The organism is Shewanella sp. cp20, from assembly GCF_000832025.1.
Lineage (GTDB): Bacteria > Pseudomonadota > Gammaproteobacteria > Enterobacterales > Shewanellaceae > Shewanella.
In genome coordinates, this window is the sequence record NZ_JPII01000046.1 from 161,676 (window position 1) to 188,453 (window position 26,778).

Genomic DNA, 26,778 nt, shown 5'->3' on the forward strand with positions numbered 1-26,778 from the left:
GACTTTTTTATCACCATAGATAAGCATAGTTAACGTCTTTGTACCCAGAAGAACAATAATATGAAAAACAATCAACCTGTCACACAGAAAGAGAAGGTGTTCGCGCCCGATACTATCTTGCTGTCGACCACAGATCTTAAAGGTCAGATCAAGTACACCAATCCCAGCTTCGCCCAAGTCTCCGAGTTTAGCCAGGATGAACTCTACCGTCAGCCCCATAATATCGTACGCCACCCAGACATGCCGCCGGCGGCATTCGAGTCTATGTGGTCGCGGCTCAAGCAGGGTAAGCCCTGGATTGGCATAGTAAAGAATCGCGCCAAGTCAGGCGATCACTACTGGGTCAATGCCTATGTGGCGCCCGTGCTGGAAGGTGGCGAGGTGCATGAGTATCAGTCGGTACGTAGGAAGGCGACCCAGGCGCAGATTGATAACGCCCAGGCCATCTATAGTGCATTGAATGCCGGTAAACAGCCAAGTACCCTTAAGGCGGCGCGTCTCGGCTTTGCCAAGCGCCTGGGGTTGGTCTTACTGCTCAGTCTCGGCCTGGCGGTCGGCCTGGCCGGCTACTCGCCACTGCTGGCGCTGCTGGTGGCAGCGGGGGTTGGCCTGACGGGGCTCTATATCACGCTTAAGCCATTTAACGCCCTGGTTAAACAGGCAAGCGACATCATAGACGATCCCCTGGCGACCGCCGTCTACTGTGGTCGTCAGGATGAGCTGGGTAAACTCGGTTTTGCCCTGCAATACCTGCTGACGGAAACCGGCGGCGCCGTAGGGCGCATGGCGGACTCGGCCGAGTCGATTCAGTCGCTGAGCGTTAGCCTGAATGAGACCATCAGCCATACCCGAGAGCGCGCCGACGGTCAGAGTCAGCAGACCAGCCAGGCGGCGACGGCGGTGGAGGAGATGAGCGCCAGTTTCAACGAGGTGAGTCAGAATATTCAATTGGCGGCCGAAGAGATGTCCATGAGCCATGAGGCGGCCGAGAAGGGCCATGAGCTGCTCGAAGAGGTGATCAACGCCATCAAGGGGCTGCATCAGGAGGTGAGTAACTTCTCTGCCGTGGTGGCCTCAATCGAACAGGACAGTCAGGAGATCAACGAGGTGCTGGAGGTGATCCGCGGTATCGCCGAGCAGACTAACCTGTTGGCGTTAAACGCCGCCATCGAGGCGGCCCGCGCCGGTGAGTCGGGCAGAGGCTTCGCCGTAGTGGCCGATGAGGTGCGCCAACTGTCGAGCCGTACCAGTGAGTCAACCAGCCATATTGAGGCGATTGTCAGTAAGTTCAGAGACAGCACCCTCAAGGCCAGCCAGACCATGCAGGCGGGTCAGCGTCAGGCGCAGCACTCGGTTGGCCTGGCTCAGCAGGTCGATGCCTCCTTCGAGGAGCTGCGCGCCTCTATCGACAGGCTTAATCAGATGAGTGATGCCAACGCCGCGGCCATGAGCCAGCAGACGGCGGTGGCCAGTGAGATCAGCCAGTCGATTCAGTTGATCAACGAGCTGGCGCTGGCCAGTCTGCGTCAAACACAGGATGCCGAGGAGCGGGGAGAGCAGATAGCGCGCCTGTCGGCCAAGACCCATCATCTGTCTCAGCAGTTCTGGCGTCAGAGTTTGCGAATGAAATGAAAAAATGAGCTTTAAGAAATGAGTCTTAAGAAATGAAGGTGAAAAAGGGAAGCTAAGCTTCCCTTTTTTGTTGTTTAGCATTAATCGTTTATCGCGTTATACCAATCAAAGTAAACATGTGATCAGAAATAGCTCAGGCAAAACGCTTGAGAACAAAGCAGGATTTTTAGATAAGTAGTTATTCTACAATTAAAAATACTAATACAGTTATCGAGCGTTTTAACAAGCTAGAATGATCAATTATCTATTACGATTGGTATTAATAGCCTGCGGCAGCACTGCCTGCGCGGCGGGGATCTGAGGCGCCAAACAACCCCTCGTCGGTGATCATGATGGACTGGGTCGAGCCCATGGCATCTTTCACACTTACCTTGTGGCCTCTCGCCTCCAGCAGCGAGATAGTGTCACGATTGAGGCTCTTCTCCACTCGCAGTTCGTCCGGTAGCCATTGGTGATGTACGCGGCTGGCGTAGCTGGCCTCGGCGATATAAGTCCATGATCGATCACATTCATGATGATCTGCATGGTAGTGTTGATGATGCGTGCGCCGCCCGGACTGCCGGTGACGATAAAGGGCTTGCCATCTTTCATCACTATGGTGGGGCTCATGGAGCTGAGCGGACGTTTGCCGCCTTCTACCGCATTGGCATCGCCGCCGATCAGGCCGTAGCCGTTAGGCACCCCGGGTTTGGCCGAGAAGTCATCCATCTCGTTGTTAAGCAAAATACCCGTGCCTTGTGCCACTAAGCCTGAGCCATAGCTGAAATTCAGGGTATAGGTGTTGGCGACGGCGTTGCCCCACTTGTCTACCACTGAGTAGTGGGTGGTTTGTGGGCTCTCGTAGCCACTAAGCTTGCCTGGGGCGATCTCGCTGCTTGGGGTGACGCGGTTGATAGCAATCCCCTTGGCGCGTGATTTAGCATAGTCTTTACTTATCAGCGTGTTAACCGGTACCTCGACAAAGTCGGGGTCGCCTAAGTATTCGCTGCGATCGGCATAGGCGCGTTTCATCACCTCGGCCATCAGATGCAGGGTATCGGCGGTGTTATGGCCGAGCTTGGCGATGGGGTAAGGCTCGAGCATGTTGAGCATCTCGATAATGTGTATACCACCGGAGGAGGGCGGCGGCATGGAGATCACCTGATAGCCGCGGTATTCGCCCTGGACGGGCTGACGCTCGATAACGCGATACTGTTTGAGATCGTCCATCGTCATGATCCCGCCGGCCTGGGTGACGCTGGCAACTATCTTCTCGGCGGTTTCCCCCTCGTAGAAGCCCTTGCTACCCTGTTGTTTGATCAGCTTGAGTGAGTGGGCCAGCTCCTTCTGCGTCAGGGTGTCGCCTATGTCGAAGTTGCTGCCATTGGGGCGGTAGAATATCGCCTTCGAACTCGGCCACTGGGCGATTCGGCGTTTCAGTCCGGCAAGCGAGGTGGCCAGATCTGCGGTGACGCTGATGCCTTGCTCGGCAAGTTTAATGGCGGGCTCGATCACCTGCGCCATGGTCATGGTGCCGTATTTCTCAAGCGCCAGTTCCATGCCCATGACGGTGCCGGGAACGCCGACGGCTAGGCCATGTTCGCGGCTGAGCTTAGCCACCGCATCGCCATTTTCGTCGAGAAAGATATCCTTGTGGGCACGCTTAGGGGCAACCTCACGATAATCGATGGCAACAGTCTTGTTACCTTCGGCCAGGTGTACCAGCATGAAGCCGCCACCGCCTATGTTGCCCGCCCTTGGCAGGGTAACGGCCAGGGCAAAACCGACGGCCACCGCCGCATCGACCGCATTGCCGCCTTGCTTAAGAATATCGACGCCCACTTGTGTCGCGATCGCTTCTTGGCTGGCTACCATGCCATGCTTGGCCCAGATGGGTTGTACCGTGGCGCTGTGGCTGTAGATGGAGGTTTCTGTGGCCTGGGCAAACTGGCCTGCAACGAGTGGCAGGCTGAGGCTGATGGCAAAGAGAAGGCTTTTTATTGGGTGCACACGGCGTCCTTAGTGTTAATTGAAATAATCGCTTTAAGCGTAATAAGAATGTTGAGCATAATAAAAGTGTTAAGCTACTGGATCATGTAGCCAGCTTTTCAATGTGCCGATTATGATAGTTGAAATCAAGCCATCTTTTAAGGAGATTGATTTGGAGCGAAGCGAAACGGCGTCATCATTTTCGATTCAAGCAGTAAACCAGATTTCGCTTATCGGTGAGGGGATATGGGACGGCCTGTTGGGCGAGACCAATCCCTTCTGTCGTTATGGCTTTGTCCATGCGCTGGAACTCAGTGGCTGCGTGGGAGAGCAGACTGGTTGGCGCCCCTTACATCTGGTGGTGAGCGAGATTCAATGCGAAAGCTCAGACCAAAGATGCGAAAGCTCAGACCAAAGATGCGAAAGCTCAGATGATAAATGCGATAGCTTAGATGAAAGAAGCGATAGCTTTGATGAAAGAAGCGACAACCGGCTCGATCCCAACAAGATACTGGCGGTGATGCCCCTTTATCTCAAGGGCCACTCCTACGGCGAATATGTGTTCGACTGGGCCTGGGCCCAGGCCTATGAGCGTCACGGACGCGACTATTACCCTAAGCTGGTCAACGCCATCCCCTTTACTCCTGTGACCGGGCCGCGAATCGGCCTGAGAAAAGACCTATCCGATGCACTAAAGGCTAGATTGATCGGCGCACTGGGTGAGTATCTAGGCCGGCTCGCAAAAACCTGCTCGGCATCGAGCTGGCACAGCCTGTTTTTAGCCGAAAACGAACGACTCACCCTAACCAATCAGGGGCATCTTGAGCGCCTCGGCACTCAGTTTCATTGGCTTAATAAAGGCTATCAAAGCTTCGATGATTTTCTCTCACGGCTGACCAGTCGCAGGCGCAAGTCGATCCTCAAGGAGCGCCGGACCCTTGCAAACGCTGGGCTTAGGTTTCGTTTCATCGAAGGGCCAGATATCACAGCGGCAGAGCTTAATCATTTTGTGCATTGCTATCAGCGTACCTATTACAAGCGATCAGGTCATCAGGGCTATCTAAACGCCGCCTTCTTCGAGGCCCTGGTGGAGCAGATGCCGGGGAGTGTACGCCTCTTGATAGTAGAGCGTGTGGCTCATAATAAGTCTCTTGATGGACAGCATAAGGGGAACTGCCAACAGGCCGATAGCCCATCGGAGGATACGGCCGTCAAGGTTGCGGCGGCGCTCTATCTTGTCGGCCAAGAGTGCCTCTATGGCCGTTACTGGGGCACTCTGGAAGAGATCGCCGGGCTGCATTTCGAGGCCTGTTACTATCAGGGGATCGAGTATGCCATCGCCAAGGGGGTTAACAAATTTGATGCCGGTGCCCAGGGGGAGCATAAGGTGCTCAGAGGGTTTGAGCCGGTGACCACCTATTCGGTGCACGAGATCTTAGATAGTGACTTTCGCCGCGCCATCGCCGATTTTGTCCTGCAGGAACGACAGGCAGTAACCACCTATATGAGTGAGCTCGAGACCATACTGCCTTTTAAGCGCCGCTAACGGAAAAGGAGAAAAAAATGGTGTTTGCTAGGGCCTGTTGACCTTTTGAGAACAAATTTTGTTCTAATTGAGCACGTACAAATCGCGGCAGGAGGCTTGGAGTATAGTTATTCTATATAAAAGCCGAGTAACAAAGAGTTGAACGTGCTCAAGACGAACCCTGCGGGCAGCGTCTGTATCATTTTTCTACTGCGTTATCGCTCATTGATGTAGTGCACTACATGACAATCGCTCTACCTTGTATAAAATCGATACAGAATGCTGCAAAAATGAACGCAAAAGATAAACAGGCCCTAGTGATCGCAATTACCGATTAGCCTAGGGCCAGCCAGAAACCAACCCCTATCATCAAGGAACCCGCGATGCGATTCAGCCATTTGATGTTGTCACCCTTGGCCAGAAACAGCTTGAGTGACTTGCCGCCGCTGGCGTAGGCCAGCATGCTGACAAATTCGGTCATCATGATGATCGCTAATAACAGGCTCAGCTGTGGCGCCACGGCGCGCTCGACATCGATAAAGGGGGGCAGCAGAGAGATCATGAAGGCCCAGCCCTTGGGATTGGCGATGGCGGTGACAAAACCCTGTGAGATCAACGCCTGGTTGCTGATCTGCGTGCTCTGATCATCGAGACTCGCCATCTTGCCCTTGGCGCGCCACATCTGAATACCGATATAGCCAAGATATGCACCGCCTACCCATTTGAGGATCTCGAAGATCTGTGGGTAGTTGAGCATCATGGCGGCAACGCCCATCACGGCCGCAACGGCCACCAGGGCAACCCCGGCCAGTTCACCTATCATCATCCACAGGGTGCGGCGCACGCCTATGCTCATGCCCAGCGTCATCGCCAGTGTCATGCACATGCCTGGCGTAATGGAGACAAAGAAGAAGGTTGGCAGAAAAACGGCAATGAGAATATGTTCTGACATCTGATAGTGAAAGTCGCGACTTTGGTAAATGACTCGGCAGGCTAGTGTAGTGATTTATCGCTTCGCTGCAAAGAAAAAACCAGCCTAGATGGCTGGTTTTCTTATGTCGTGCTACGTCTAATGGGCGTGGGTTTAGAGTACGCCGCGACGTACCTGATCGCGCTCAATCGATTCGAACAGGGCCTTGAAGTTACCTTCGCCGAAGCCCAGGTTGTTCTTGCGCTGGATGATCTCGATGAAGATAGGACCAAACAGGTTCTTGGTGAAGATCTGTAGCAGATAGCCATTCTCGTCGCCGTCGACCAGGATCTGGTGATGCTTGATACGCTCTCTGTCTTCGGTCACCTGTGGTAGCTTGTCGAAGATGGTGTCGTAGTATTCAGGGATGATGTCCAGGGTCTGAATCGAGCTGCCTTCCATCGCATCCAGTGAGGCTACGATGTCGCGGCTGCGGAACGCCAGATGCTGTACGCCTGGGCCGTCGTATTCTCTTAGGTACTCGTCGATCTGGTTTCTGTCATCGCCTTTACCTTCGTTAATTGGGATACAGAAGCTGCCATCGGGAGAGCGTAGGGCATAGGAGATAAGCGCCGTTTGCGAACCCTTGATGTCGAAGTAGCGTACTTCGGTAAAGCCGAAGATATCTTTATAGAAGTTCGACCAATGCTCCATGGTGCCCTTGTAGACGTTGTTGGTCAGGTGATCGACTTCGATAAAGCCTTTCTCCTGCACTATCTCTGGGTTTTCCAGGTCGACAAAGTCAGTGGCGTAGATGTTGTTGTCCGCGCCGAAGGTATCGATAAAGTAGATCAGGCTGTCGCCGATGCCGTAGATGGCCGGGTAGGGCAGATCTTTTACCTCATCGCCGGCTGGCTTGGCGCCACGGGCGACCGCACCTTCGAAGGCGAACTTAGCATCTTCTACGCGCCAGCCCATTGAGCTGATGGCAGGTCCGTGCTTCTTGGCAAATTCGGCAGAGAAGCCGCTTTTTTCATTGTTCAGCAGGAAGTTGATATCGTTTTGCTTGTAGTAGACGATATCTTTTTGCTTATGCTTCTTCAGTTTAGAGAAGCCAAAGTCGATGAAGACCTTGTGCATAAAGTCGAGATCTGGGGTGCAAAACTCGGTAAATTCGATGCCCAGTAATCCCAGTGGATTTTGTTCGCTTGCCATGTGAGTATCCTCGTTCAATTTGTTACAACCACAGTCACTCTGGGGTGACTTGTCAGGTTATTCGTTGTAATTCGGCGTGTACCGAACGGTATTAGTCTTCTAACCAGGAGCGGTTGTAGTCCTTACTCATGCAACCTTGTACATGTTGGGTTAGCTGCAGTGGGGCGAAGGTGTCGACCATCACCGCGTATTCATAGGTTTCTTTCTTACCGACAGAGGCCTCGGTGCGGCCAGGTTGTGGTCCGTGTGGAACGCCCTTCTGATGCAGCGTCATGTAGCCAGCCTCGATACCCGTACGGCTCATGAAATCGCCGTCGACATAGTAGAGCACTTCGTCGCTGTCGATATTGTTGTGGTAGTAGGGCGCCGGGATAGACTGGGGATGGAAGTCGTAAGGGCGCGGCACAAAGTTACAGATAACGAAGTTGTGAGCGGTAAATACCAGGTGATCCGACGGCGGCAGGTGGATCTGACCCACCTTAGGGGCGTAATCTTGAATGTTAAAGGCCCAGGGGTAGACACAGCCGTCCCAGCCCACGAGATCGAAGGGGTGCCACTCGAGTTGTGTCAGCTGATACTTGTCGCCAAACTTGCACACTAAGGGGAAGGCGCCTTTCTCGACCACGGCATCCTGCAGTGTGGGCACGCGGATGTCGCGCTCACAGTAGGGAGCAGACTCAAGTAGCTGACCGTATTCGTTTCTGAAGTGCTTAGGCACCTCCACCATAGAGAAGGCTTCGATCACAAACAGGCGAACCTGCTCATAGTCATCAAATTTAAGCTGGTAGGTGGTTCCGCGTGGGATCACCAGGTAATCCCATTTCTTTACCTCGAGTACGCCATATTCGCTGTATAGCTTGCCCTGGCCTTCATGGACGAAGATCACCTCGTCGGCGTAGGCGTTACGGTAAAACTCTTCGGTATCTTGAGTGACCTTGGCGCTGTACATGGCCACGTCATTGTTGAAAAAAATCTTATTACGCGCCGAGTAGAAGTTACCCTCGCGATCGGCCTGTTTGGCGTCCAGTTTATAGTTCTGGATTAAGGTGTCCTGCCAGGTGTGGCCATGGTCAACCTCGAACGGGCTCACCTCTAACGCCTTGGTCGGCATGTTGTGGTGATACTTGTTGGAATAGATGTTGGAGAAGCCATGGGTGGAGAAGAGTTCTTCCCGGTAGAGTTCACCATTGTCTTTCTTGAAGGTGATGTGGCGTTTATGGGGGATCTCCCCCTGTCTTACATAAAATGGCATGGCTTCTTTCCTTGGGTGCTTTAGCGGGCACACTTATGTTTATGTGATCTAAGTAACAATTTAGTTGCTGGCATGAGCAAAAAAAAGAATAATAAATAGCTTAACTCAATCTAAAATTTAGATGGTTGTCATTTGTTTACACCGAGGATGTGAGATGAAGATCGATGTGGAAGCCTTCAGGGTATTGTCGATTCTGGTCGAAGAGGGCAGTTTTTCCAAGGCGGCAGAGCGATTGCACAAGGCCCAGTCGGCGGTGAGCTACCAGGTCAAGAAGCTGGAACAGCATCTGGGTGTAAAGCTTTTTTGTCGGGATCAGTATCGCGCCGAATTAACGCCTGAGGGCAAGGTGATCCTTGCCGAAGGTAAAAGATTGCTGCAATACCTTGGCAATATTGAACATTTGGCTAGCCGTTTCAGCGAAGGCTGGGAACCTAAGCTCGAGCTGGTGGTAGATGGCTCCCTACCCATGGAGCCCATCATGCGGGCGCTTAAACGTGTCTCTGAGCATAAGATCCCCACCAAGATCCAGCTCAACATGGAGTTTCTCGGCGGGGTGCAGCACAGATTCGAGCGGGACAATGCCGATCTCATGTTGGTCAAGGATTATCGCACCGGCCCTAATTATCGGCCCCAGCCACTGCCGGACATCAACAGCATTTTGGTGGTGAGTCGGGAGCATCCCCTGGCGAGTGCCAGGGAGCTGAGCCTGTTTGAGTTGCTGCAACATGTGGAGCTCACCATAGAAGACTCATCGCCGGGTAAGATCCACAGCGACGAGCTGCAATTTGGCGGTGATAAGGTGTTTTACCTATCAGGCTTTATCATGAAGAAGAATGCCCTGTTGATGGGGCTGGGATTCGGCTGGATGCCTGATTTTCTCATTAAAGAGGAGCTGGCCAGTGGTGAGTTACAGGAACTGGATTTTCTCGGGGGCAGTCGTTACAGCTTTACGCCTCAGTTGGTGTCGACCATGGAGCGCCCGCTGGGGCGCGCCGGTCGGCTCTTTACCAGCCTGATCCTGGAGGAGTTTAACCTCTACCAGGAGGCTGCTAAAGGTTAACTTATCCCTTGATACTGTCTAGTCGTTGATAATGTCTAGTCGTTAATAATATCTAGGATACGACGTGTCTTGTCGTGTAGCTTAATGAAGGTGCCATCGACATCTATGGTGATGTTGCCGTCACGATCGATAGGCACATGGATCTTACCGCGATCATAATAGTCATCAGACAGGTAATCGCCCTTGTGCAGTTTCTTCTGCCAGCCCGGAGGCAGTGGCTCACCGCGGGCGACTTTCTTCTGTAGCCCGGGTGGTAGGCTCTTCTCGCCATGACTCTTATTGACATGGCCCTTAGCGCCATGTTCGTGCTTATCGTTCTTGGCCTGGGTTAGCGGCGAAAAGCCGATAGATAGGCCAAGTAAAACGAGGCCAAGGCCAGTGGTATATTTCTTCATCTAGTCTCTCCTGCGCAATCAATGCGTTTGCTCGTAGCATAGGGATTCCCCCTCATAATGTCTAGCCAGTCAGAACCTTCCAGATGTTCAGCTTATATTCAGCACGGCTTGGCTAGGGTGAAGCTATACCGGCTCGTAAATCTTAGCTATACCGGCTCGTAAATCTTAGCTATACCGGCTCGTAAATCTTAACTATGGAGTACCCGAATCGTTTATTAAACGCCGGAGCACAGGATCTATAAGGCCAAAGCTGGCCTGAAGATTAAGGAGTAGGATATGAAAAGCGCAATATCTTTGCAGGTAGCCAATCTCTATGCTCAGTACGCTGCGCAGTTTGCACGTGGTGAGCGCGCTAGCAATCAGATGACGATGCAAGCTTTTGTCGAGCAGCTTGCCAAGCAAGGGGTGTTACTCGACACCCTCAATTGGCAGGAGTGGTATCAAAATGCCCACCTGGTCGATAAGCCTGACTATATCCGTGAGGCAAGCCTTTATCAGTGCCGTCTGCTGCTAACCGCCATGAGCCGCCTGGAGCGTTTCAGTCGTGGTGTACTGGAAAATATGCGCAGGCAAGGGGTGTTGCTCGCGATTCTTGAGCGGCTCAATGTGCTCAGTCACCCGGAGAGAAACCTTGGGTTTGGCAATGCCACAGCTTAGCGGTGACAAGCCATAAGCTGTCTATCGGCTATAGCGCCAGTCACGCACCTTGCCATCGAGCCAGGCTGCGCTGTGCCTCATCTGTTTTTGGCTCTTCTTTAGCCAGGATCTCGCCCAGGGATATTCTAAGCTCAACACCGCCAGGCCGATTGGTAGCAGTAGCCAGGCCGGGCCGGGTAGCACCAAAAGCAGTAATCCAATCAGACAAAGTGTACCGCCAATGACGGTGATCAAGGTTTTTCTCAGCATAGACACCTCAAATATCCAACCTTCTCTCCTATACTTGTTTTGCATGATGTTGCGCAGCTATGCCAGTGAAAATGTGTAACAAAAGGATTTCTCACTGGGCAAGGAATGCCATCAGGCGGTGGTTTTTAAGGGGGAAGAGGGATGGTGAGAGAGACACTTCTTAACCTAAGTTGGGGTCGAAATGGGCTGTTTGTCCTGCTGCTGATCAGTTGGACCTTGGCATTCTTTCCATTGCGGGCCGATACCCTCAAGCTCTCTTCGTTAAACTGGCCACCCTATTCGGGACCGACTCTTAAGGACGGTGGAGCCTGTGTCGTGGTGGCTCGTGCGGCGCTTAATGCCATGGGCCATGAGCTTCAGGTGGATTACTTTCCATGGAGTCGAACCGTAAGGGTGGTGAGCCGAGATGACTCAGGCTATCAGGGCTATTTCCCCGAGTACCATCATCCCACGGATAAGTTTGTCTTTTCCGATTCTATGGGCGAGAGCCCTCTAGGGATCTTAGAGCAGAGTAGGCATCCCATCACCTGGTCGCGGCTGCAGGATCTCAATGCCTATACCTTGGGGGTGGTCAGGGACTATGTGAATACCCAAGCCCTGGATGAGATGATCGCCTTAGGGACTCAGCCGGTAGAATTGGTGAGTTCGGATGAACACAACATCAGAAAGGTGGCTACGGGGCGAGTTCAGGGGGCGGTTATGGATCTCTATGTCTATCTATACCTGGTAGAGCAGCCTCATCTGAGTGAGCTTAAGGCGAGGCTGCAATTTAACAAGCAACTGCTGGAATCGAAACGCCTCTATATCGCCTTTAGAAATACCCCCGAGGGGCGCAGGTGGCGGGAGATCTATAACGCCGGCCTTGCTCGAATCCAAGTCGAGCAGATCTTAGAGGTCTACCTGCAAAGCCTGTAGTTGAATCCTGTAGTTGAAAGCCTTTAGTTCAAAGTCTTTAGTTGAAAGCCTTTGGTTCAGAGCCTAGCAGGCGCCTCAACCCCAGGCAGGTCTCGGCGCCTTAGGCTATTGATGATAACTATGCCTTAGCGGTTATCGTCTGTCCTATAGGCGTCAGACTCAGCAGGGCCAATTTGAGATGCTGGATACCAAATGGGATCCCTATGATGGTGACGAAACAGGCCAGCGCGTGAGTGATATGGCCGATGGCGAGCCAGATCCCAAACAGCAGGAACCAGACGATATTACCGACCATGCCCAGGGGACCCGTGCCAATGTCATCTACCCCTTGCAGCGCACGGCGGCTGACGTTTTGTTGACCGAAGGGCCAGAAGGCCATCTCACCAATGACGAAACAGGCGCGGCCGAAGGGGATGCCTATGATGCTGATAAAGCAGAGTAATCCCGCCAGCCACCAGGCCAGTCCCATCACGAAGCCGCCTAAAATAAACCATGCAATATTAAAGATTAAGCGCAGTAGTGCCATCGAATACTCCTTGTTTCTGAGCTTATAGAGCCGCAAAGGCGTTCGCCTTTATTTAGATTTATCTAGTTCTAAGCGAAATCCGTGCCATATATTAAGTGTATGTTTTTATAGGTATTTAACCCTGAGATATTTTAAGTGAATGACATATTATGCCAAAAGTCGGTCAAATTACGCATTTGACGTTAAAAGGTGTAAACTCTGGCCCTTAGTTTAACTCTGACTCCTCATCATGAAGCTTAGCCACACTCAGGTAGATACGGTTTACCTAGGGCAGCACAAGGTCTACGTGAAGCGTGACGATCTGCTCCATCCAGAATTTTCCGGCAATAAGGCGCGCAAGTTCGCCTACTTCCTCGATAACGACTTCCCCTTGGTTAAGCAGCTGATTGGTTATGGTTCTCCCCAGGCCAACTCTCTCTATTCCTTGTCGGCGCTGGCAAAACTCAAGGGGTGGCGGTTGGACTTCTATGTGGATCATCTTCCCCATTATCTGACAGCCAACCCCTGCGGCAACTATCGCGCCGCACAGGCGCTTGGGGCCAATATCATAGACCTCTCTCGACGAGCAGACAGAGACGGCCTGGACTGTGATAGCTACATTCGCCAAAGGGTGTTAACGGGCAGTGATGAGCAGCTGTTTGTGCCGGAAGGCGGCCGCTGCGCCTTTGCCGAGCCTGGCGTTGCGCAGCTCGCTAAAGAGATAGCGAGCTGGAAGTATGCCGAGGGACTTACCGAGCTGGTGGTGTTTCTGCCTTCGGGCACCGGCACCACGGCGCTCTATCTGCAAAAGCAGTTTCTAACCCTAGATCCCAGCATTAGCGTCATGACCTGCGCCGTGGTGGGCGGGGATGATTATCTTCGTAAGCAATTTTTGGAGCTTGAAGAAGATGAAGCACTGCATCCTCAGATTGTTCCAGCCGCCAAGCGTTACCACTTCGGCAAGCTGTATCTTGAGTATTATCAGATGTGGCATGAACTCAAATCGACGGGGATAGAGTTTGAGCTACTTTATGATCCCCTGGGCTGGTTATGTCTGAAAAGATGCTGGCAACAGGGATTCAGCAAGCCGGTGCTCTATCTGCATCAAGGTGGGCTGTTGGGTAATCATTCTATGTTGCCAAGGTACCAGCGTAAATATGGTGCGATATTTGGTGAGTGAGGGGAATGATTAATGTCATTTGGCCAGGTCGGTACCTGTGAAAGGGGTACAACCTGAGCCAAATGTTACCTGCTGAGTCGTTGACGAATGAGGTCAATCCTACTTGTTGCCTTAGCAACCTTCGATACGTGTGAGAGGAGGTGTATCGAATAGCGTGGGGTTTACTTGTTGCTTGAGAGCAACCATTTCATAAATTGCAGGGCGTCGGTGCGCTTAGCAAAAGTTTGTTTATTTTTTCCTAGACTATCGGTGAAAGCGATAGAGGATTTGTTGACTGAAATTGAGTCCACCGGAAAATTTACCGTGATCTCATGACCGTTAATTTTGTACGACATAGGCCATACTCCTTATTGCTGTGACTGCCTCTTGGCAGTAAAAATTTACAAATAATAGATCCTTAGCTGTTGCGAAAGATGAATTAAAACCTTTCTGAGACTACCCAGCCTTATGTAAATAATCAAGTGATCTGCCTCGCTAAAGCCGTTGTTTGCGCCCGAAAGGGGGGCTTATCACCGGATTGGACACAGTAAATCATCAATAAATGACAATAGTGTGACGAAATAGCTGCGAGTTGTTGGATGCGGTGACTTGGGGTCGAGCGATGCAAAACTAAAGGCAGAAAACTAAAATCAGGGTACTGCAGAAGTCGAGCATTATAATCCTGGCCGCGTACTTGTCAATATTTAATCAATTCCGCCCTTTGGGCATTTAGACTTGTTTGCGCTGCTTTTGTTTGTTGCAAACTACCTAGGTTATTTCGACTGGATTATCGCCAGTCAGCTCAGCCTAGCTCGACGATACAGGATTAAATGAAACCACCTGTAAACTACTTCAAAAACAAACAGAAAAGATAAACAGGCCCTAGGAATAATGCTAATATTTCTAGGCGCTTGTTAACAATTTAGGGGGCTGGGATGCGCTTTGTTGTTTGGTCGTTAATCTGGGTGATGAGCTTGTTTGTCGGTAGCGCCTGGTGCGCGGCGCCAAATAGTCTGGTGGGGGCGTTAACCGATGCCGCGGCCGACACAGGTCAGAGTCAATTTGTTCGCTCGGTTGAGCATTATGAATATAAGGATAGCCTGCAACGTGACACGCCAAGGGGCACGGTCGAAGGCTATATGGCGGCGGTTTATGAGCAAGATTATGAAAAGGCGGCAGAGTATCTGGATCTGCGTTATCTGCCCGAGGGGATGTCGGCCAAACGCGGCGCCGAATATGCCAAGCAGCTGCAGCTGATCATAGAGCGTAATCTCTGGCTCGATTTAGGTCAGCTTAACGATACGCCACTGGGTCAGGATAACGATCAGCTGCCTGCCTACCGGGATCTCTTTGGCCGGGTAGCGTTGCAAAGCGATCAGATAGCCCTCTATCTGCAACGTGTGCCCAGCGAAGGGGGCACCATCTGGAAGGTCTCTAACGCCACCGTCGCTAAGGTGCCTAAGCTCTATGAAAACCTGGGTTATGGTCCTGTGGCCGAATGGTTTGTCAATCATGTCCCCGAGGGGCGCTGGTTTAACGTAAACCTGTGGGAGTGGAGCCTGGTTTTGGCTTACCTTATCACCGCCTTTATGGTGATGGTGCCTGTGACCTGGATAGTTAAGCGGGTGATCCTGCTGACTAAGCATGAGCTTAAAGAAGAGCTGGCCTACATAGTGGCCGGGCCGCTAAGATTTTTGGCGGCCGTGTTACTGGTCAGAGCCTGGGTGTCCCATAGCAGCATCTCACCCGCCGCTATCGAGATGATAGATACAGGTTTCCTGCTGGTGTCGGCCATCATCTGGTTCGGCTGGAGTGCCATGGGGATCTTCCATCAAGGATTAAAGAAACGCTGGAAAGAGCAGGGCAAAGATCAGGCGGCATCCTTGTTGCGGCCTTTGACCAATTTCTTGCGGGTGATCTTCGTGATCATGGCGGTGCTTCTCTGGCTGGAACACCTGGGCTTTAACGCCAGCGCCATCATCGCCGGTATGGGCATAGGAGGTATCGCCATCGCGCTCGCCTCCAAGCAATCGATAGAAAACTTTATCGGTACCATCACCCTCTATTCTGCCGCGCCTATCAAGGTGGGCAACCTGTGTAAGTTTGGCAGTATTAGCGGCACGGTTGAGGAGATAGGCCTGCGCTGCACCCAGATCCGTACCCTGGACAGGACACTTATTCACGTGCCTAACGCCAAGTTGGTGGAGATGGAGATCGAGAATATCTCTCAGCGAGAAAAGATCCGTTTCAAGGCGGACATTCGCCTCGATTATGCGGTCACCACCTCGGCTCAGCTCAAGGCGATTGTCACCGAGATAAAAGAGATGCTGGAAGCCCATGAACTGGTGCTCAAAGAGCCCCTCAGGGTCACCTTTAAGGGCTTTGGCCTGCATGGTCTACAGGTCAATGTACTGGCCTATATTGGTACCAAGAGTTTTCCTACCTTTCAGCTGGCATCGGAGGAGTTACATTTAAAAATCATGGATATAGTGGTGAAAAATGGCTCTCGTATCGTGCCTGTGGCACCGGTTGCATTGAATAATGGGTAAACTTGTTAAAGCTGTGATCTCTGGGTCTTGATGTCGCATCGAAATACGGGGATCATGGCTATAATTAATGGCGAATCGCGTCAATCACATCAGGACGTAGTGAGAATTGTATGGCTAAAGTGCTAGAGAGTGTCGATCAGCGTACTCAGTTGGTTGGCGAAAACCGTCTCGAGCTTCTGCTGTTTCGTATCAATGCGACGCAGCTTTTTGCGATCAATGTGTTTAAGGTCAAAGAGGTGGTTAAGCTGCCAAAGCTGAGCGCCTTACCCGGTAGCCATCCCAGCATCAAGGGCGTCGCTAATATCCGCGGTACCTCGATTCCTGTCATCGATCTGCGCAGCGCCATCGGCTTCCAGCCCATGAGCGAGGATCAGGAAGCCAACCTGATCATCACCGAATATAACCGCAGCGTGCAGGGGTTTATGGTGGGTAAGGTCGACCATATCATCAATATGACCTGGAGCGACATCATGCCGCCGCCCAAGAGTACCGGCAGCCATAACTACCTCACCGCGATCACTAAGGTGGAGGTGGATGGTGCGACTCGCTTAGTCTCCATTATCGATGTCGAGAAGGTGCTGGCGGAGATAGTCCACTATGACATCGCTATCTCCGAGGGGGTCTTGGACCATGCCCTGGTGGACAAGATGATAGGGCGCAAGATCTTGATTGCCGATGATTCCGCCACGGCGCGCCGTCAGGTGAAAGACACCCTGGCACCGCTGGGGATAGAGGTGATAGAGACCTCGGATGGCCTGCAGGCGCTTAACTTATTGAAGCGTTGGTGTGACGAGGGACGTGATATCAATCAAGAGATCTTAATGCTGATCACCGATGCCGAGATGCCTGAGATGGACGGTTACCGACTCACCTATGAGGTACGCAAAGACAAGCGGATGGCCAACCTCTTTATTACCCTCAACACCTCACTGAGTGGCAGTTTCAACAATGCCATGGTGGAGAAGGTAGGATGTGACAGGTTTATTTCTAAGTTTCAGCCGGATCTGCTGGTGGATGTGGTACAAGAGCGTCTGCGCACCCAATTACCCGAGCGAGAAACTTAACCCCAATTATCCTTTATAAGGACTAGGACTAAAAGTTAGGAGCTAAATCCTAAAGTCTAAAGCCTAAAGCCTAAAGCCTAAAGCCTAAAGCCTAAAGCCTAAAGCCTAAAGCCTAAAGCCTAAAGCCTTTGGCCTGGCTTTTAGTTATTGATGACGCCAGTTTTGATGGGTTATCGCTATCGACAGGCGCTGACCCTTCAAAAGGCATTAGGTTATAAGCTATGGGTCAACAAGGGTATGCGACAAGCGACACGTCAAAGCTCTCTATCAAAGCACTTGATTAAAAGCACTTGATTTAAATCTATGCGTCATCGAGCATCTGCTCGGCAAGGATATCCCTTAGTACCTGACGTTTTACCGCTGCGGTAGAGACGATATTGATCCTGGCGATGCGCACGGCGTAGCCAAAGCGCTCGCGGCCGACGGCGGCGATCAGCTGATGCAAGAAGGCCTTATCCAGCCCCAGCATCTTGGCGTAATGTTCTACCGCCTTGGCCACAGAGGAAAATTGCACTCCGTCGAACTCGAAACCGCCGCCGTAGCCTGCGGTTTCAAGCGGGATCCCCTTGAGACTAAGTGGCCAGGGGGCGACGCTTACCCTGGCTTTTGCCACCTGATACATGAACCAGGCACTCTTCTTAAAGCCTTCGAACACCTTACAGGTAAAGTCCGCCTCTTCGAGCTCCTCCTGCGTCCAGTTCACGCCTATGGCCAGATGTTTGGCATAGCGGCGCATCAATTCATCTTTGACCGCGCTGTGACAGTCCCAGATGGAGCTGAGTGGCGCCTTTTCGGCGATCTGCAGACACTCTTTGCAGGCGGGAACCGCTAAGGAAGGGTGAGGGCAGTGGCCTAAGGCGTGATAGTGAAACTGGTGAGCACAGGGCTCGGCGCAAAACCAGCAGGTGTGACGCCTGTCGAAGGGGATGTCGACTAAGGGGAGGGCGGCAGACAAGGGCTATCCCCTGTCTGCTGTGTGGCGTAAGCGCGGCTTAGAGCGCAGAGCCGAGCGTAAAGTTAAGCGCAAAACTAAGCTCGAAACTAAAAGCAAAACTAAGCTCAAAATTAGGCGCACACTCAAGCCCAAGAGCAAGGCTTACTCCTGCTCGATGTCGACCAGGCTCTTAGCCAGAGTGATAGGGTCGAGCTCCAGGCATTCCTGTTCGGCAACCCAGTCGATACCCACTAGCACGCCATCGTCATGCAGATCTTGAATCCAGTACTCGAGCAACTCTTCCAGTGGGATGGGAGCGGGTTGATAATCCTGCCACTCTTCGGTGCAGTGTACCTTAGCCTGGGCTTCGCTTGACCACAGCGGCATCACATCGGTCTCTTCATATTCAGACGAGTCACACACGACCCAACCTTCGCCGGTTTCATCCTGAAGGCCCCAAACGGCTTGCTGCTCTTTTACGTTGTCGATAAAGCTTGCTAAAACGGGACTATTGTCTGTCATCTGAGTGTCTGTCATGTGAGTTCTCTTAGAATGGGTAAAATCGAGCCCATTATACGCGATGTGGCTAACGAGCCAAGCGCTAGGTGAACCGACCAGCCCACTATTTATTCGCTTGGGGGATAAACTGGTCTAAGTTCGAATTATTAATCATAAATCATTTAGCATAAGAGTCTCGAATCGTTATCATGTCTGGGGAAGGTCTGGTTTCTCGCCGGCTGCAGATCATTATGTTTCTTATATTTTTAGCCGTTTTCTCTTGGAGTCTCTATTTTGAAAAAATTGCTCACCTTTGCATCCCTGATACTGGCAACCGGTTTGCCTAGCCTTAGCGCGCTCGCCCAAGATTTCGATACCTGTGTGAGTGGACTGAAACAGAAGGCGCTGGCCGCAGGGGTGTCGAGCAAGACGGTGGACGAGGGACTGGGCCAGGTAAAGTACGTGGCCAGGGTGATCGAGCTCGACAAGAAGCAGCCCGAGTTTAGCCAGACGTTTGATAACTATTTCTCCAAGCGCGTCACCGACTGGCGGGTGCAGGAGGGAAGGCGTCTGTTGAAAGCCCACGGCCCACTGCTGAGCAAGTTACAGCAAGAATATGGTGTTCCGCCCCAGTATTTGGTGGCCTTTTGGGGGCTGGAGACTAACTTTGGGTCTTACAAGGGAAAGATGCCGGTGATCGACTCGCTGACAACCCTAGCTTGCGATCCCAGACGTAGCAGCTATTTCACCGGTGAGTTGATTCAAGCGCTAAAGCTCAAGGAAGCCTACCAATTTGATAATAAGCAGATGCAGGGATCTTGGGCCGGTGCCATGGGCCACACCCAATTCATGCCTTCTGCCTACGCCAAATATGCGGTAGATGCCGATGGTGATGGCAAGGCCGATCTGTTTAACAGCACTGAGGACGCTTTATCCTCGGCGGCTAACTTCTTGAATAATCTCGGATGGGTGCGCAATGAGCGTTGGGGACGCGAAGTCTCTCTGCCAAAGGATTATGATTTTCGCCACCTTGGGCGCAATGACAAACAGAGCTTAACCACCTGGGCCGGTTTGGGGATCACTCAGGCCAACGGCCGCGCCTTGTCGACGCCGGACATGCGGGCGGCACTCTACCTGCCGGCGGGGCATACAGGTCCGGCCTTCTTAGGCTATGGCAACTTCGATGTGATCATGCGCTGGAACCGCTCTGAGTTTTACGCCATCGCGGTAGGGCATTTGGCCGATCGTATCAATGGTGGTGCGCGCCTGCATGTGGCGCCGCCGAAACATGACAATATCAGCCGCGCCAAGCTCAAGTTGCTACAGGCCAAACTCAACGAGAAGGGTTATGACGTGGGTAAGCCTGATGGTGTGCTCGGGGTGAACTCCCGTACCGGCCTACAGGCCTTTCAGCGCAGCGCCGGCCTGGTGGCCGACGGTTTCCCAAGTGATGAGACCTTCGCGGCGCTGGGGATAAAATAGTACTAACCATTATGATTGCATCTCGTTAAGAATTACATTAGCTTAATATTTTTGGCCGGGCGACTCGCTCGGCCAAATTGTAATAATACCAATCACAGTAAGTATTTGATCAGAAATAGCGCAGGAAAAACGCTTGAGAACAAAGCAAAATTTTTAGATAAGTAGTTATTCTACAATTAAAAATATTAATGCCGTTATCGAGCGTTTTAACAAGCTAGCATGATCAATTATTTATGACGATTGGTATAACTAACGAGTGGCAACATAAGGTAGCAATATGGATGCGATGGAGAGTTTGTCCTTTGCCCAGCGGCAACGTCTGGCGTTTATCGATTTTAGTTTGCAGTATTTCGGTCAGGTCTCACGTCAGGATCTGATCGCCAAGTTTGCCACAGGCCTGGCGGCGGCGACCCGTGATTTTGCCAGCTATCGTGAGTTGGCACCCCACAACATGGAGCTGGTGCATCAGACCAAGCGCTATCACAGACGCGCCGAGTTTACCCCCCTGTTTGACCATGATCCCGAGGCGATTCTTCATGGCTTGGCCAATGGTTTTGGCGACGGGCTATCTCATCCCGTTACCCCAAGCAGCGTCTGCCTCGATGCGGTGCAGCTGATTCACCCCGATACCAACATCATTGCCGCCGTGATGCGCGCAATCGCCCACAAACAGGCGATCGCCGTGACTTATGTGTCCGTTTCATCGGGGGAAACTCAAAGGGAGCTGGTGCCTCATACGCTGGTCAATAATGGCCAGCGCTGGCATGTGCGCTGTTTCGATCGTACTCACCAGGTATTTACCGATTTTGTGGTGACTCGTTTCAAGGCGGTGAGCCAAAGCCTAACCGAGCCTTTCGATCACGAGTTGCAAGACAAAGATACCCATTGGCAGAAGCTGGTCACCCTAGTGTTGATCCCCCATCCCAGCCTGGCCCATCCCGAGGCGATTGCGCTGGATTATCAGATGAGCGAGGGGGAGTTGCTGCTTAGCTGCCGCGCCGCCCTCGCGGGTTATCTGCTGCGCCAATGGAGCGTGGACTGCTCTCCCCTGCATCAGATCCGCAGCGGCGTGTGTCAGCTGGCGCTAAAGAACCATGCCATCTTAAGCGAGATAGAGCATCTGGCCATAGTGCCGGGGGGCAAGGCATAACAGGCGTAGCGCCTCGAGGGAAGTTTTGCTAAGCTTCGCCCACTTGATGAAAAGAGACTAACTAAGGACGCTTGATGAGCATTAAAGACGATATGGTCGTGCAGTTTAACTACACCTTACGCGATGAAGCAGGTGAAGTGCTCGAAACCAACGAAGGATTAGATCCTATTGCCTACCTACACGGGCATGACAACATGATGCCTGGCGTCGAGAAGGCAATTGAAGGCAAGGCCATTGGCGAGAAGTTTTCTGTCACTTTACCGCCGGAAGAAACCTATGGCGTACGTAACGAGAACGGTGAGCAGCGCGTGTCGATCAAGCATCTGCAAGGCGCGAAAGTCTGGAAGCCAGGCATGCGCGCCATTATCAGTACCGATCAGGGGCAGCGCCAGGTGACCGTGCTTAAGGTGGGGAAGTTCATGGCGACCGTGGACATCAACCATCCGTTGGCGGGCCGCGAACTGACCTTCGATCTCGAGATTGTCGACGCTCGCGAAGCGAGTGCCGAAGAGATCGCCCATGGACATGCCCACGGGGTAGGCGGTCATCACCACTAAGGTGAGCCGGCGCAAATAAGCGTAGCTATATAGATAGCGAAAACCATAAAGACCCGGGTTATCCTGGGTCTTTGCACATCTAACGGGGAAGTAAGCTGTGGTAGTTGAATTTTCAGGCGGGCGGGTGATCGTCTCGCCTCAAGAGGTCTTGGTAAAACTTGCTACTGGCGTTAGCCTCTATGCCATGGTCGATGATCTGCGTCTGCTCAGTGCCGGCAACATCATGGTGGCCGATGCGGGTGCGGTACGCTGGCATCTCACCTTAGACGATGAAACCCAGCTTGCCGATATCGCCGAGTGCCTCGGTATCGATATCGGTTAAACTGGCTTGGTTTGTCACTCGCCTATATGTTGGCGATGTGGCCTATTACCGCTTAAGTTCATCACGACCATGTGGTGAGTCGAGATCTAATTCGGGTCCTTTGGGCACCACGCGGGTTGGGTTTATCTGGCCGTGGCTGAAGTAGTAGTGCTGATTGATATGCTCCAAGTTGACCGTCTTGGCGACACCCGGGTATTGGTACAACTCCTTCAGGTATGCCTGAATCGCCGGCATGTCAGCGATGCGATTACGATTGGTCTTGAAGTGTCCCACATAGACGGTATCGAAACGCACTAGCGTGGTAAACAGGCGCCAGTCGGCTTCGGTAATTTGGTCACCCACCAGATAGCGCTGTCGGCTAAGCCGCTTCTCTAGGGTATCTAAGGCGTCAAACAGTTCGTCGAAGGCCTGTTCATAGGCTGCCTGAGTGGTGGCAAAACCCGCCTTGTATACCCCGTTGTTGATCTTGTGATAGACCCAGTGATTGATCTCATCGATCTCCTCTCTGAGCGGGTCGGGGTAAAAGTCGAGCCGATTGTCGGTGAGATCATTAAAGGCGCTGTTGAACATGCGAATGATTTCGGCCGACTCGTTGCTGACTATGGTGCGGCGTTCTTTGTCCCAGAGTACGGGTACGGTCACGCGGCCGCTATAGTCTGGCTCGGCCAACTGGTAGATCTCATAGAGGTAATCTTTGCCATTGAGCCGGTCGATTTCGCTGCCCTCGATATGCAGGGCCTGCTCGCTTTGCTTGGGACCGCTAAATTCCCAGCCGTTGCTGAGCATATGTGGCTCGACCACGGTGACACCGATATGGGCCTGTAATGACTTTAGCTCGCGAAAGATAAGCGTCCTGTGAGCCCAAGGACAGGCGAGGGATACGTAGAGATGGTAACGGCCCGACTGCGCTTTAAATTCTGGCTCAGGTTCCTGCTGCGTTGGCGCCTTTATCCAGTGGCGAAAGGCGGCATCTTCCCTGACAAACGTCCCCTTGCTCTTTTCTGTGTCATACCATTTGTCAACCCATTGGCCATTCTGGAGTAGTCCCATCTGTGTCTGCCTCGTTGATTTTAATGCTTGAGTTCAGTGTAACAGTCGAACAATCCAATGAAAAAGTGCTAAAAATGGCGTTTTACATTCGAATTTATCGAATGTTTTGTGGGCTTCTTGGCTAGGGCCTGTTGATCTTTCAAGTTTAATTTTTGTTCAATCTAAACGCGTTTTGCGCGAGGCGAGAGCCATGAAGCATAGTTACTCTATGTGAATGGCGAACAACAAAGAAATCGTCTGGAACGATTTCTAACAGCGTAGCTGATCGCCTGCGGTGAAAGGCAGGAAGCCTTTCATAAAGTGCAGCGCGCGTTTAGATGAACCCGTTGGGCAGCGTTTGTAGGCCATTTCTACGGCGTTATCGCCAATTTGTGTAGGATACTACACGACACAGGCTCTGCCTTGCACAAATCACCTTCAAACTGCTGCAAAAACAAACGCAAAGATCAACAGGCCCTAGGGCCTGTTGACCTTTTAAGAACAAATTTTGTTCTCATTGAGCTTGTTTCTTGGGCTTGGCAGGGCTTGCTGATATGATCGCCCGCCAATGAACGCATAATGAATTGACCAATAAAGGAAACCCTATGTCTCAACAGCCGTTAGAGCGGATCACCATAGAACCTCAAACCCAGTGCCGTGCCTGTGTGATCTGGCTGCATGGTCTGGGCGATTCGGGTGCTGGATTTGCACCTGTGGTGCCACTTTTAGGTTTGCCCGATGAGCTCGGCGTACGTTTTATCTTCCCCCATGCGCCAAGCATACCGGTGACCATCAACCAGGGCTATGTGATGCCGGCCTGGTATGACATCAAGGGGATGGATGTGGACAATCGCGCCGACATGGCGGGTGTGCAGGCCTCTGAGCAGGCGATCGCAGCGCTTATTGAGGAGCAGATCGCCGCAGGTGTGCCGAGCGACAAGATAGTCCTGGCTGGTTTTAGCCAAGGTGGTGTGATGAGCCTGTTCACAGGTTTGCGCTTCCCTAAGCCTCTGGCCGGCATCATGGCGTTATCCTGTTATCTGCCGACGGGTCATGCCATGCCGGATAATCTCAGCGAGGCGAATCGCTACACGCCACTGTTGCAACAACACGGTGAGCAAGATGAGGTGGTTCCGCTGGCGTTGGGCCGTGCGGCATTTGAGCTGATTTCAGCGGCGGGCTATGCCAGCGAATGGCATACCTATCCCATGGGGCATAGCGTACTGCCAAATCAGCTTCAGGATATAGGTCAATGGCTTAAGGCGCGCTTGAGCGAGTAGGGCGCCTTATCTTCGAACGCACATAAACAAGTGTTAGAAATAAGAGCAGAGGGGGCGCCGGTTGGCGCCTCTTTTTTATGGCTTGTAGAGTGTGGGCGAGATCACGTCAAACAATTGGCGAGCGGTTAACGCTAGTCTTTCGATAACATGTCACTAACAAATGGGTGTAAATAGCCACCTTTGAGGTTAAAAAACCATCGATTTTGACTGTATTAAGTTTTACTGCTTTAGCTAAGGTTGATCTAGTGTGAAATTTTTACCGGTTTTGTGATCTAGGTACGCTAAGGCTTGTTTGTTTAAAGGGAGTATCTCTATTTTTTAGATTGATTCGTTAAGTTAATAAAATTGAAACAAAATGGCCTTTGGTATTTGTTTTAATTAATCACATTTCTCAATGCTCTATATTTAGCTTGTTCTGACAGGTGAACAATAAAAGGCGTAAAACGCTTTTAAAATAAACATTTGCCCTATGTTTGTTCATAAAAATGCCACATTTTCTAGATATTGTTTGCTATTATATTTCGCGGCGAGATTATGACGTTCGCTATCAAAAATTATGATGGTTAATAAAAAAATATAATCCAGGGGTTGATGTAATGACAAATAAGCTATTAAAAGGATTAGTCGCTACGGCTGTTGTGGCTGCACTTGCTGGCTGTAATGGCAGTGACGACGATACCACTAAGGTACCAACAACATGTGCCGAAGCTGGCGATGCATGTACTGTATTTACCGTACTTCATACTAACGATAACCATGGTCGTTTCTTCGAGAATAAGTATGGTGAGTATGGTATGGCGGCTCGTAAGACGCTGATCGATCAGATCCGCGCTGAAGTTGAAGCCAACGGCGGCGAAACGCTGCTGCTTTCTGGCGGTGACATTAACACAGGTGTACCTGAGTCAGATCTGCAAGATGCGCGTCCTGACTTCGTTGGTATGAACCTGATTGGTTACGATGCGATGGCCGTTGGTAACCACGAATTTGATAATCCACTTTCTGTTGTCGATATGCAACGTGAGCTAGCCGAATTCCCAATGCTAGCCGCTAACATCTACGACAAGGCGTCTGGTAAGCGTTACTTCGATGCTTATAAAGTCTTTGACGTTAACGGTCTACGTATCGCAGTGGTGGGTCTGACAACTGAAGATACCGCTAAGATAGGTAACCCTGAGTTCATTAGCGGTCTTGAGTTTACCGATCCTAAAGAAGAGCTGAAGAAAGTGATTGCAGATATCAAGGCGGCCAATGAAGCTGACCTGATCTTTGCAACGACTCACATGGGTCACTATGCTGATGGCGCAAATGGTGGCAACGCGCCTGGTGATGTTGCGCTGGCACGTGCAATGACTGAAGGTGATTTAGCCGCTGTTATCGGTGGTCACTCTCAGAACCCAGTTTGTATGGAAGGTAATGCTTACGATCCAAACTTCAAGCCTGGTGCCGAGTGTAAGCCTGATGTGCAAAATGGTACTTACATCATGCAGGCCCACGAGTGGGGTAAGTATGTTGGCCGTGCTGACTTCGAATACTTCAACGGTGAGCTGCATTTAGCGGGTTACAAGTTAATTCCTGTTAACTTGAAAGAGAAGAACGAAGCGGGCGATCGCGTACTGATCGGCGAAGCTATTGAGCCTGATGCGACGGTTCTGGAAGTTCTGCAACAGTACCAAGATAAAGGTCAGGAAGAGCTGCTAAAAGTGATCGGTTCTACCGATGATAAGCTTGAAGGCGACCGTGGTGTGGTTCGTAAGCAGCAGACCAACATGGGCCGTTTGATCGCCGAAGCGCAGCGCACTAAAGTGAATGCCGATTTCGCGGTAATGAACTCTGGTGGTGTACGCGCATCTATCGAAGCGGGCGAAATCACCTACAAAGACGTACTGACCGTTCAACCATTTGGTAACTCAATCACCCTAAGCACATTGACGGGTGCAGAGATCACCGAATACCTGAATGTTGTGGCGACTGTTGATATTGGTGCCGAAGGTTCTGGTGCCTATCCACAACTGGCTGGTATCAAGATGGACGTCGATTGTGAAGCTAAGACAGTTGCTATCAGTGACATCAATGGTAAAGGCTACTCTGCCGATGCGACATATACCTTTACTGTACCTAGCTATAACGCCGCTGGCGGTGACGGCTACCCAGCATTGACACCCGTTATGACAGGTTATGTTGATGCAGAAGTTCTGGCCACATACATCGAAGGTATCGGCGCTATCAAGGCGGCTGACTACGCACCCGTTGCCGGTGACATTCAGTTCCTGAACAGCAACAGCCCACTGGCTTGCCAACGCTAATCTAGATTAGCTTATTAGCAAGTGCTTTAAGCAAGCGCTTTAAATAAGTGAGTTAAAAAAGCAGCCATCAGGCTGCTTTTTTTATGCTTAAACCCTATCTCATTCCCGTGCCAGCAGACTTTGCCCGGCTATCAAAAAATTTTAAATTTGCTCCTTGAAATCATAAAT

General features: G+C 51.6%; 23 protein-coding genes and 1 pseudogene. 14 read left to right on the forward strand and 10 right to left on the reverse strand.

The features are described 5' to 3' along the window. The first annotated feature begins 60 nt into the window (after nt 1-60). Entirely contained in the window at nt 61-1,632 is a 1,572-nt protein-coding gene (locus tag DB48_RS15255) for a methyl-accepting chemotaxis protein (RefSeq protein ID WP_052813813.1), read from the forward strand. Between the two features lie 259 nt (nt 1,633-1,891). On the opposite strand, the pseudogene ggt reads toward DB48_RS15255, so the two are convergent. Continuing rightward, nucleotides 1,892-3,621 (reverse strand): annotated as a pseudogene (gene ggt / locus DB48_RS15260) (gamma-glutamyltransferase). 151 nt (nt 3,622-3,772) lie between these two features. Here ggt and DB48_RS15265 point away from each other — a divergent pair. Next, nucleotides 3,773-5,146, forward strand: coding sequence for a GNAT family N-acetyltransferase (locus DB48_RS15265; protein WP_052813814.1), 1,374 nt, complete (start codon nt 3,773-3,775; stop codon nt 5,144-5,146). A 313-nt stretch (nt 5,147-5,459) separates the two neighbouring features. Here DB48_RS15265 and DB48_RS15270 read toward each other — a convergent pair whose 3' ends face one another. From DB48_RS15270 to DB48_RS15280, 3 genes are all read right to left on the reverse strand, one after another. Continuing rightward, a complete protein-coding gene (locus DB48_RS15270) occupies nt 5,460-6,077 on the reverse strand; it encodes a LysE family translocator (RefSeq protein ID WP_041511075.1) in 618 nt (205 codons plus the stop codon). A gap of 132 nt (nt 6,078-6,209) precedes the next feature. Next, nucleotides 6,210-7,250 carry a 4-hydroxyphenylpyruvate dioxygenase gene (gene hppD, locus DB48_RS15275; protein WP_041511076.1) on the reverse strand — a complete coding sequence of 347 codons (1,041 nt, stop codon included), beginning with the start codon at nt 7,248-7,250 and terminating at the stop codon, nt 6,210-6,212. Between the two features lie 91 nt (nt 7,251-7,341). Then, the gene (locus tag DB48_RS15280; RefSeq protein ID WP_041511077.1) at nt 7,342-8,502 is read right to left on the reverse strand and encodes a homogentisate 1,2-dioxygenase; all 1,161 of its coding nucleotides are present in this window, start codon (nt 8,500-8,502) and stop codon (nt 7,342-7,344) included. 154 nt (nt 8,503-8,656) lie between these two features. Here DB48_RS15280 and DB48_RS15285 point away from each other — a divergent pair, with 154 nt between their 5' ends. After that, nucleotides 8,657-9,562, forward strand: coding sequence for a LysR family transcriptional regulator (locus DB48_RS15285; protein WP_041511078.1), 906 nt, complete (start codon nt 8,657-8,659; stop codon nt 9,560-9,562). 35 nt (nt 9,563-9,597) lie between these two features. On the opposite strand, the gene DB48_RS15290 is transcribed toward DB48_RS15285, so the two are convergent. After that, entirely contained in the window at nt 9,598-9,957 is a 360-nt protein-coding gene (locus tag DB48_RS15290) for a hypothetical protein (RefSeq protein ID WP_041511079.1), read from the reverse strand. A gap of 276 nt (nt 9,958-10,233) precedes the next feature. Between DB48_RS15290 and DB48_RS15295 the strand changes: the two genes are divergently transcribed. Further along, a complete protein-coding gene (locus DB48_RS15295; RefSeq protein ID WP_041511080.1) occupies nt 10,234-10,614 on the forward strand; it encodes a DUF6508 domain-containing protein in 381 nt (126 codons plus the stop codon). A 21-nt stretch (nt 10,615-10,635) separates the two neighbouring features. On the opposite strand, the gene DB48_RS15300 is transcribed toward DB48_RS15295, so the two are convergent. After that, a complete protein-coding gene (locus DB48_RS15300) occupies nt 10,636-10,863 on the reverse strand; it encodes a PGPGW domain-containing protein (RefSeq protein ID WP_052813815.1) in 228 nt (75 codons plus the stop codon). A gap of 141 nt (nt 10,864-11,004) precedes the next feature. On the opposite strand from DB48_RS15300, the gene DB48_RS15305 reads away from it, so the two are divergent. Then, nucleotides 11,005-11,778, forward strand: coding sequence for a substrate-binding periplasmic protein (locus DB48_RS15305; protein ID WP_235375417.1), 774 nt, complete (start codon nt 11,005-11,007; stop codon nt 11,776-11,778). A gap of 118 nt (nt 11,779-11,896) precedes the next feature. On the opposite strand, the gene DB48_RS15310 is transcribed toward DB48_RS15305, so the two are convergent. Then, on the reverse strand, nt 11,897-12,304 hold the full coding sequence (locus DB48_RS15310) for a YccF domain-containing protein (RefSeq protein WP_041511082.1): 408 nt from the start codon (nt 12,302-12,304) through the stop codon (nt 11,897-11,899). A gap of 229 nt (nt 12,305-12,533) precedes the next feature. Between DB48_RS15310 and DB48_RS15315 the strand changes: the two genes are divergently transcribed. From DB48_RS15315 to DB48_RS15325, 3 genes are all read left to right on the forward strand, one after another. Next, a complete protein-coding gene (locus DB48_RS15315) occupies nt 12,534-13,463 on the forward strand; it encodes a 1-aminocyclopropane-1-carboxylate deaminase (protein WP_041511083.1) in 930 nt (309 codons plus the stop codon). A 914-nt stretch (nt 13,464-14,377) separates the two neighbouring features. Then, a complete protein-coding gene (locus tag DB48_RS15320) occupies nt 14,378-15,991 on the forward strand; it encodes a mechanosensitive ion channel family protein (RefSeq protein WP_041511084.1) in 1,614 nt (537 codons plus the stop codon). A 110-nt stretch (nt 15,992-16,101) separates the two neighbouring features. Then, a complete protein-coding gene (locus tag DB48_RS15325; RefSeq protein ID WP_041511085.1) occupies nt 16,102-17,055 on the forward strand; it encodes a chemotaxis protein CheV in 954 nt (317 codons plus the stop codon). A 301-nt stretch (nt 17,056-17,356) separates the two neighbouring features. On the opposite strand, the gene DB48_RS15330 is transcribed toward DB48_RS15325, so the two are convergent. Both DB48_RS15330 and DB48_RS15335 read right to left on the reverse strand, forming a co-directional pair. After that, nucleotides 17,357-18,010, reverse strand: coding sequence for a hypothetical protein (locus DB48_RS15330; RefSeq protein WP_041511086.1), 654 nt, complete (start codon nt 18,008-18,010; stop codon nt 17,357-17,359). 141 nt (nt 18,011-18,151) lie between these two features. After that, the gene (locus DB48_RS15335) at nt 18,152-18,526 is read right to left on the reverse strand and encodes a DUF2750 domain-containing protein (RefSeq protein ID WP_409928975.1); all 375 of its coding nucleotides are present in this window, start codon (nt 18,524-18,526) and stop codon (nt 18,152-18,154) included. 255 nt (nt 18,527-18,781) lie between these two features. Between DB48_RS15335 and DB48_RS15340 the strand changes: the two genes are divergently transcribed. From DB48_RS15340 to DB48_RS15355, 4 genes are all read left to right on the forward strand, one after another. After that, nucleotides 18,782-19,969 (forward strand): lytic murein transglycosylase, encoded by a 1,188-nt coding sequence (locus DB48_RS15340; protein WP_041511087.1) that lies wholly within the window; start codon nt 18,782-18,784, stop codon nt 19,967-19,969. Between the two features lie 277 nt (nt 19,970-20,246). Then, entirely contained in the window at nt 20,247-21,119 is an 873-nt protein-coding gene (locus DB48_RS15345) for a WYL domain-containing protein (RefSeq protein WP_041511088.1), read from the forward strand. 74 nt (nt 21,120-21,193) lie between these two features. Next, nucleotides 21,194-21,676: an FKBP-type peptidyl-prolyl cis-trans isomerase gene (locus tag DB48_RS15350; protein WP_041511089.1), complete on the forward strand. Its 483-nt coding sequence runs from the start codon at nt 21,194-21,196 to the stop codon at nt 21,674-21,676. 97 nt (nt 21,677-21,773) lie between these two features. Then, nucleotides 21,774-21,998: a DUF3389 family protein gene (locus tag DB48_RS15355; RefSeq protein ID WP_041511090.1), complete on the forward strand. Its 225-nt coding sequence runs from the start codon at nt 21,774-21,776 to the stop codon at nt 21,996-21,998. 45 nt (nt 21,999-22,043) lie between these two features. Here DB48_RS15355 and DB48_RS15360 read toward each other — a convergent pair whose 3' ends face one another. Further along, the gene (locus tag DB48_RS15360; protein ID WP_041511091.1) at nt 22,044-23,048 is read right to left on the reverse strand and encodes a glutathione S-transferase family protein; all 1,005 of its coding nucleotides are present in this window, start codon (nt 23,046-23,048) and stop codon (nt 22,044-22,046) included. A 584-nt stretch (nt 23,049-23,632) separates the two neighbouring features. Between DB48_RS15360 and DB48_RS15365 the strand changes: the two genes are divergently transcribed. Together DB48_RS15365 and ushA are read left to right on the forward strand one after the other, a co-directional pair. Next, nucleotides 23,633-24,307 (forward strand): alpha/beta hydrolase, encoded by a 675-nt coding sequence (locus DB48_RS15365; RefSeq protein WP_041511092.1) that lies wholly within the window; start codon nt 23,633-23,635, stop codon nt 24,305-24,307. Nucleotides 24,308-24,903: 596 nt separating this feature from the next. Beyond that, nucleotides 24,904-26,610 carry a bifunctional UDP-sugar hydrolase/5'-nucleotidase UshA gene (gene ushA / locus DB48_RS15370; protein WP_041511093.1) on the forward strand — a complete coding sequence of 569 codons (1,707 nt, stop codon included), beginning with the start codon at nt 24,904-24,906 and terminating at the stop codon, nt 26,608-26,610. Nucleotides 26,611-26,778: the final 168 nt, after the last annotated feature.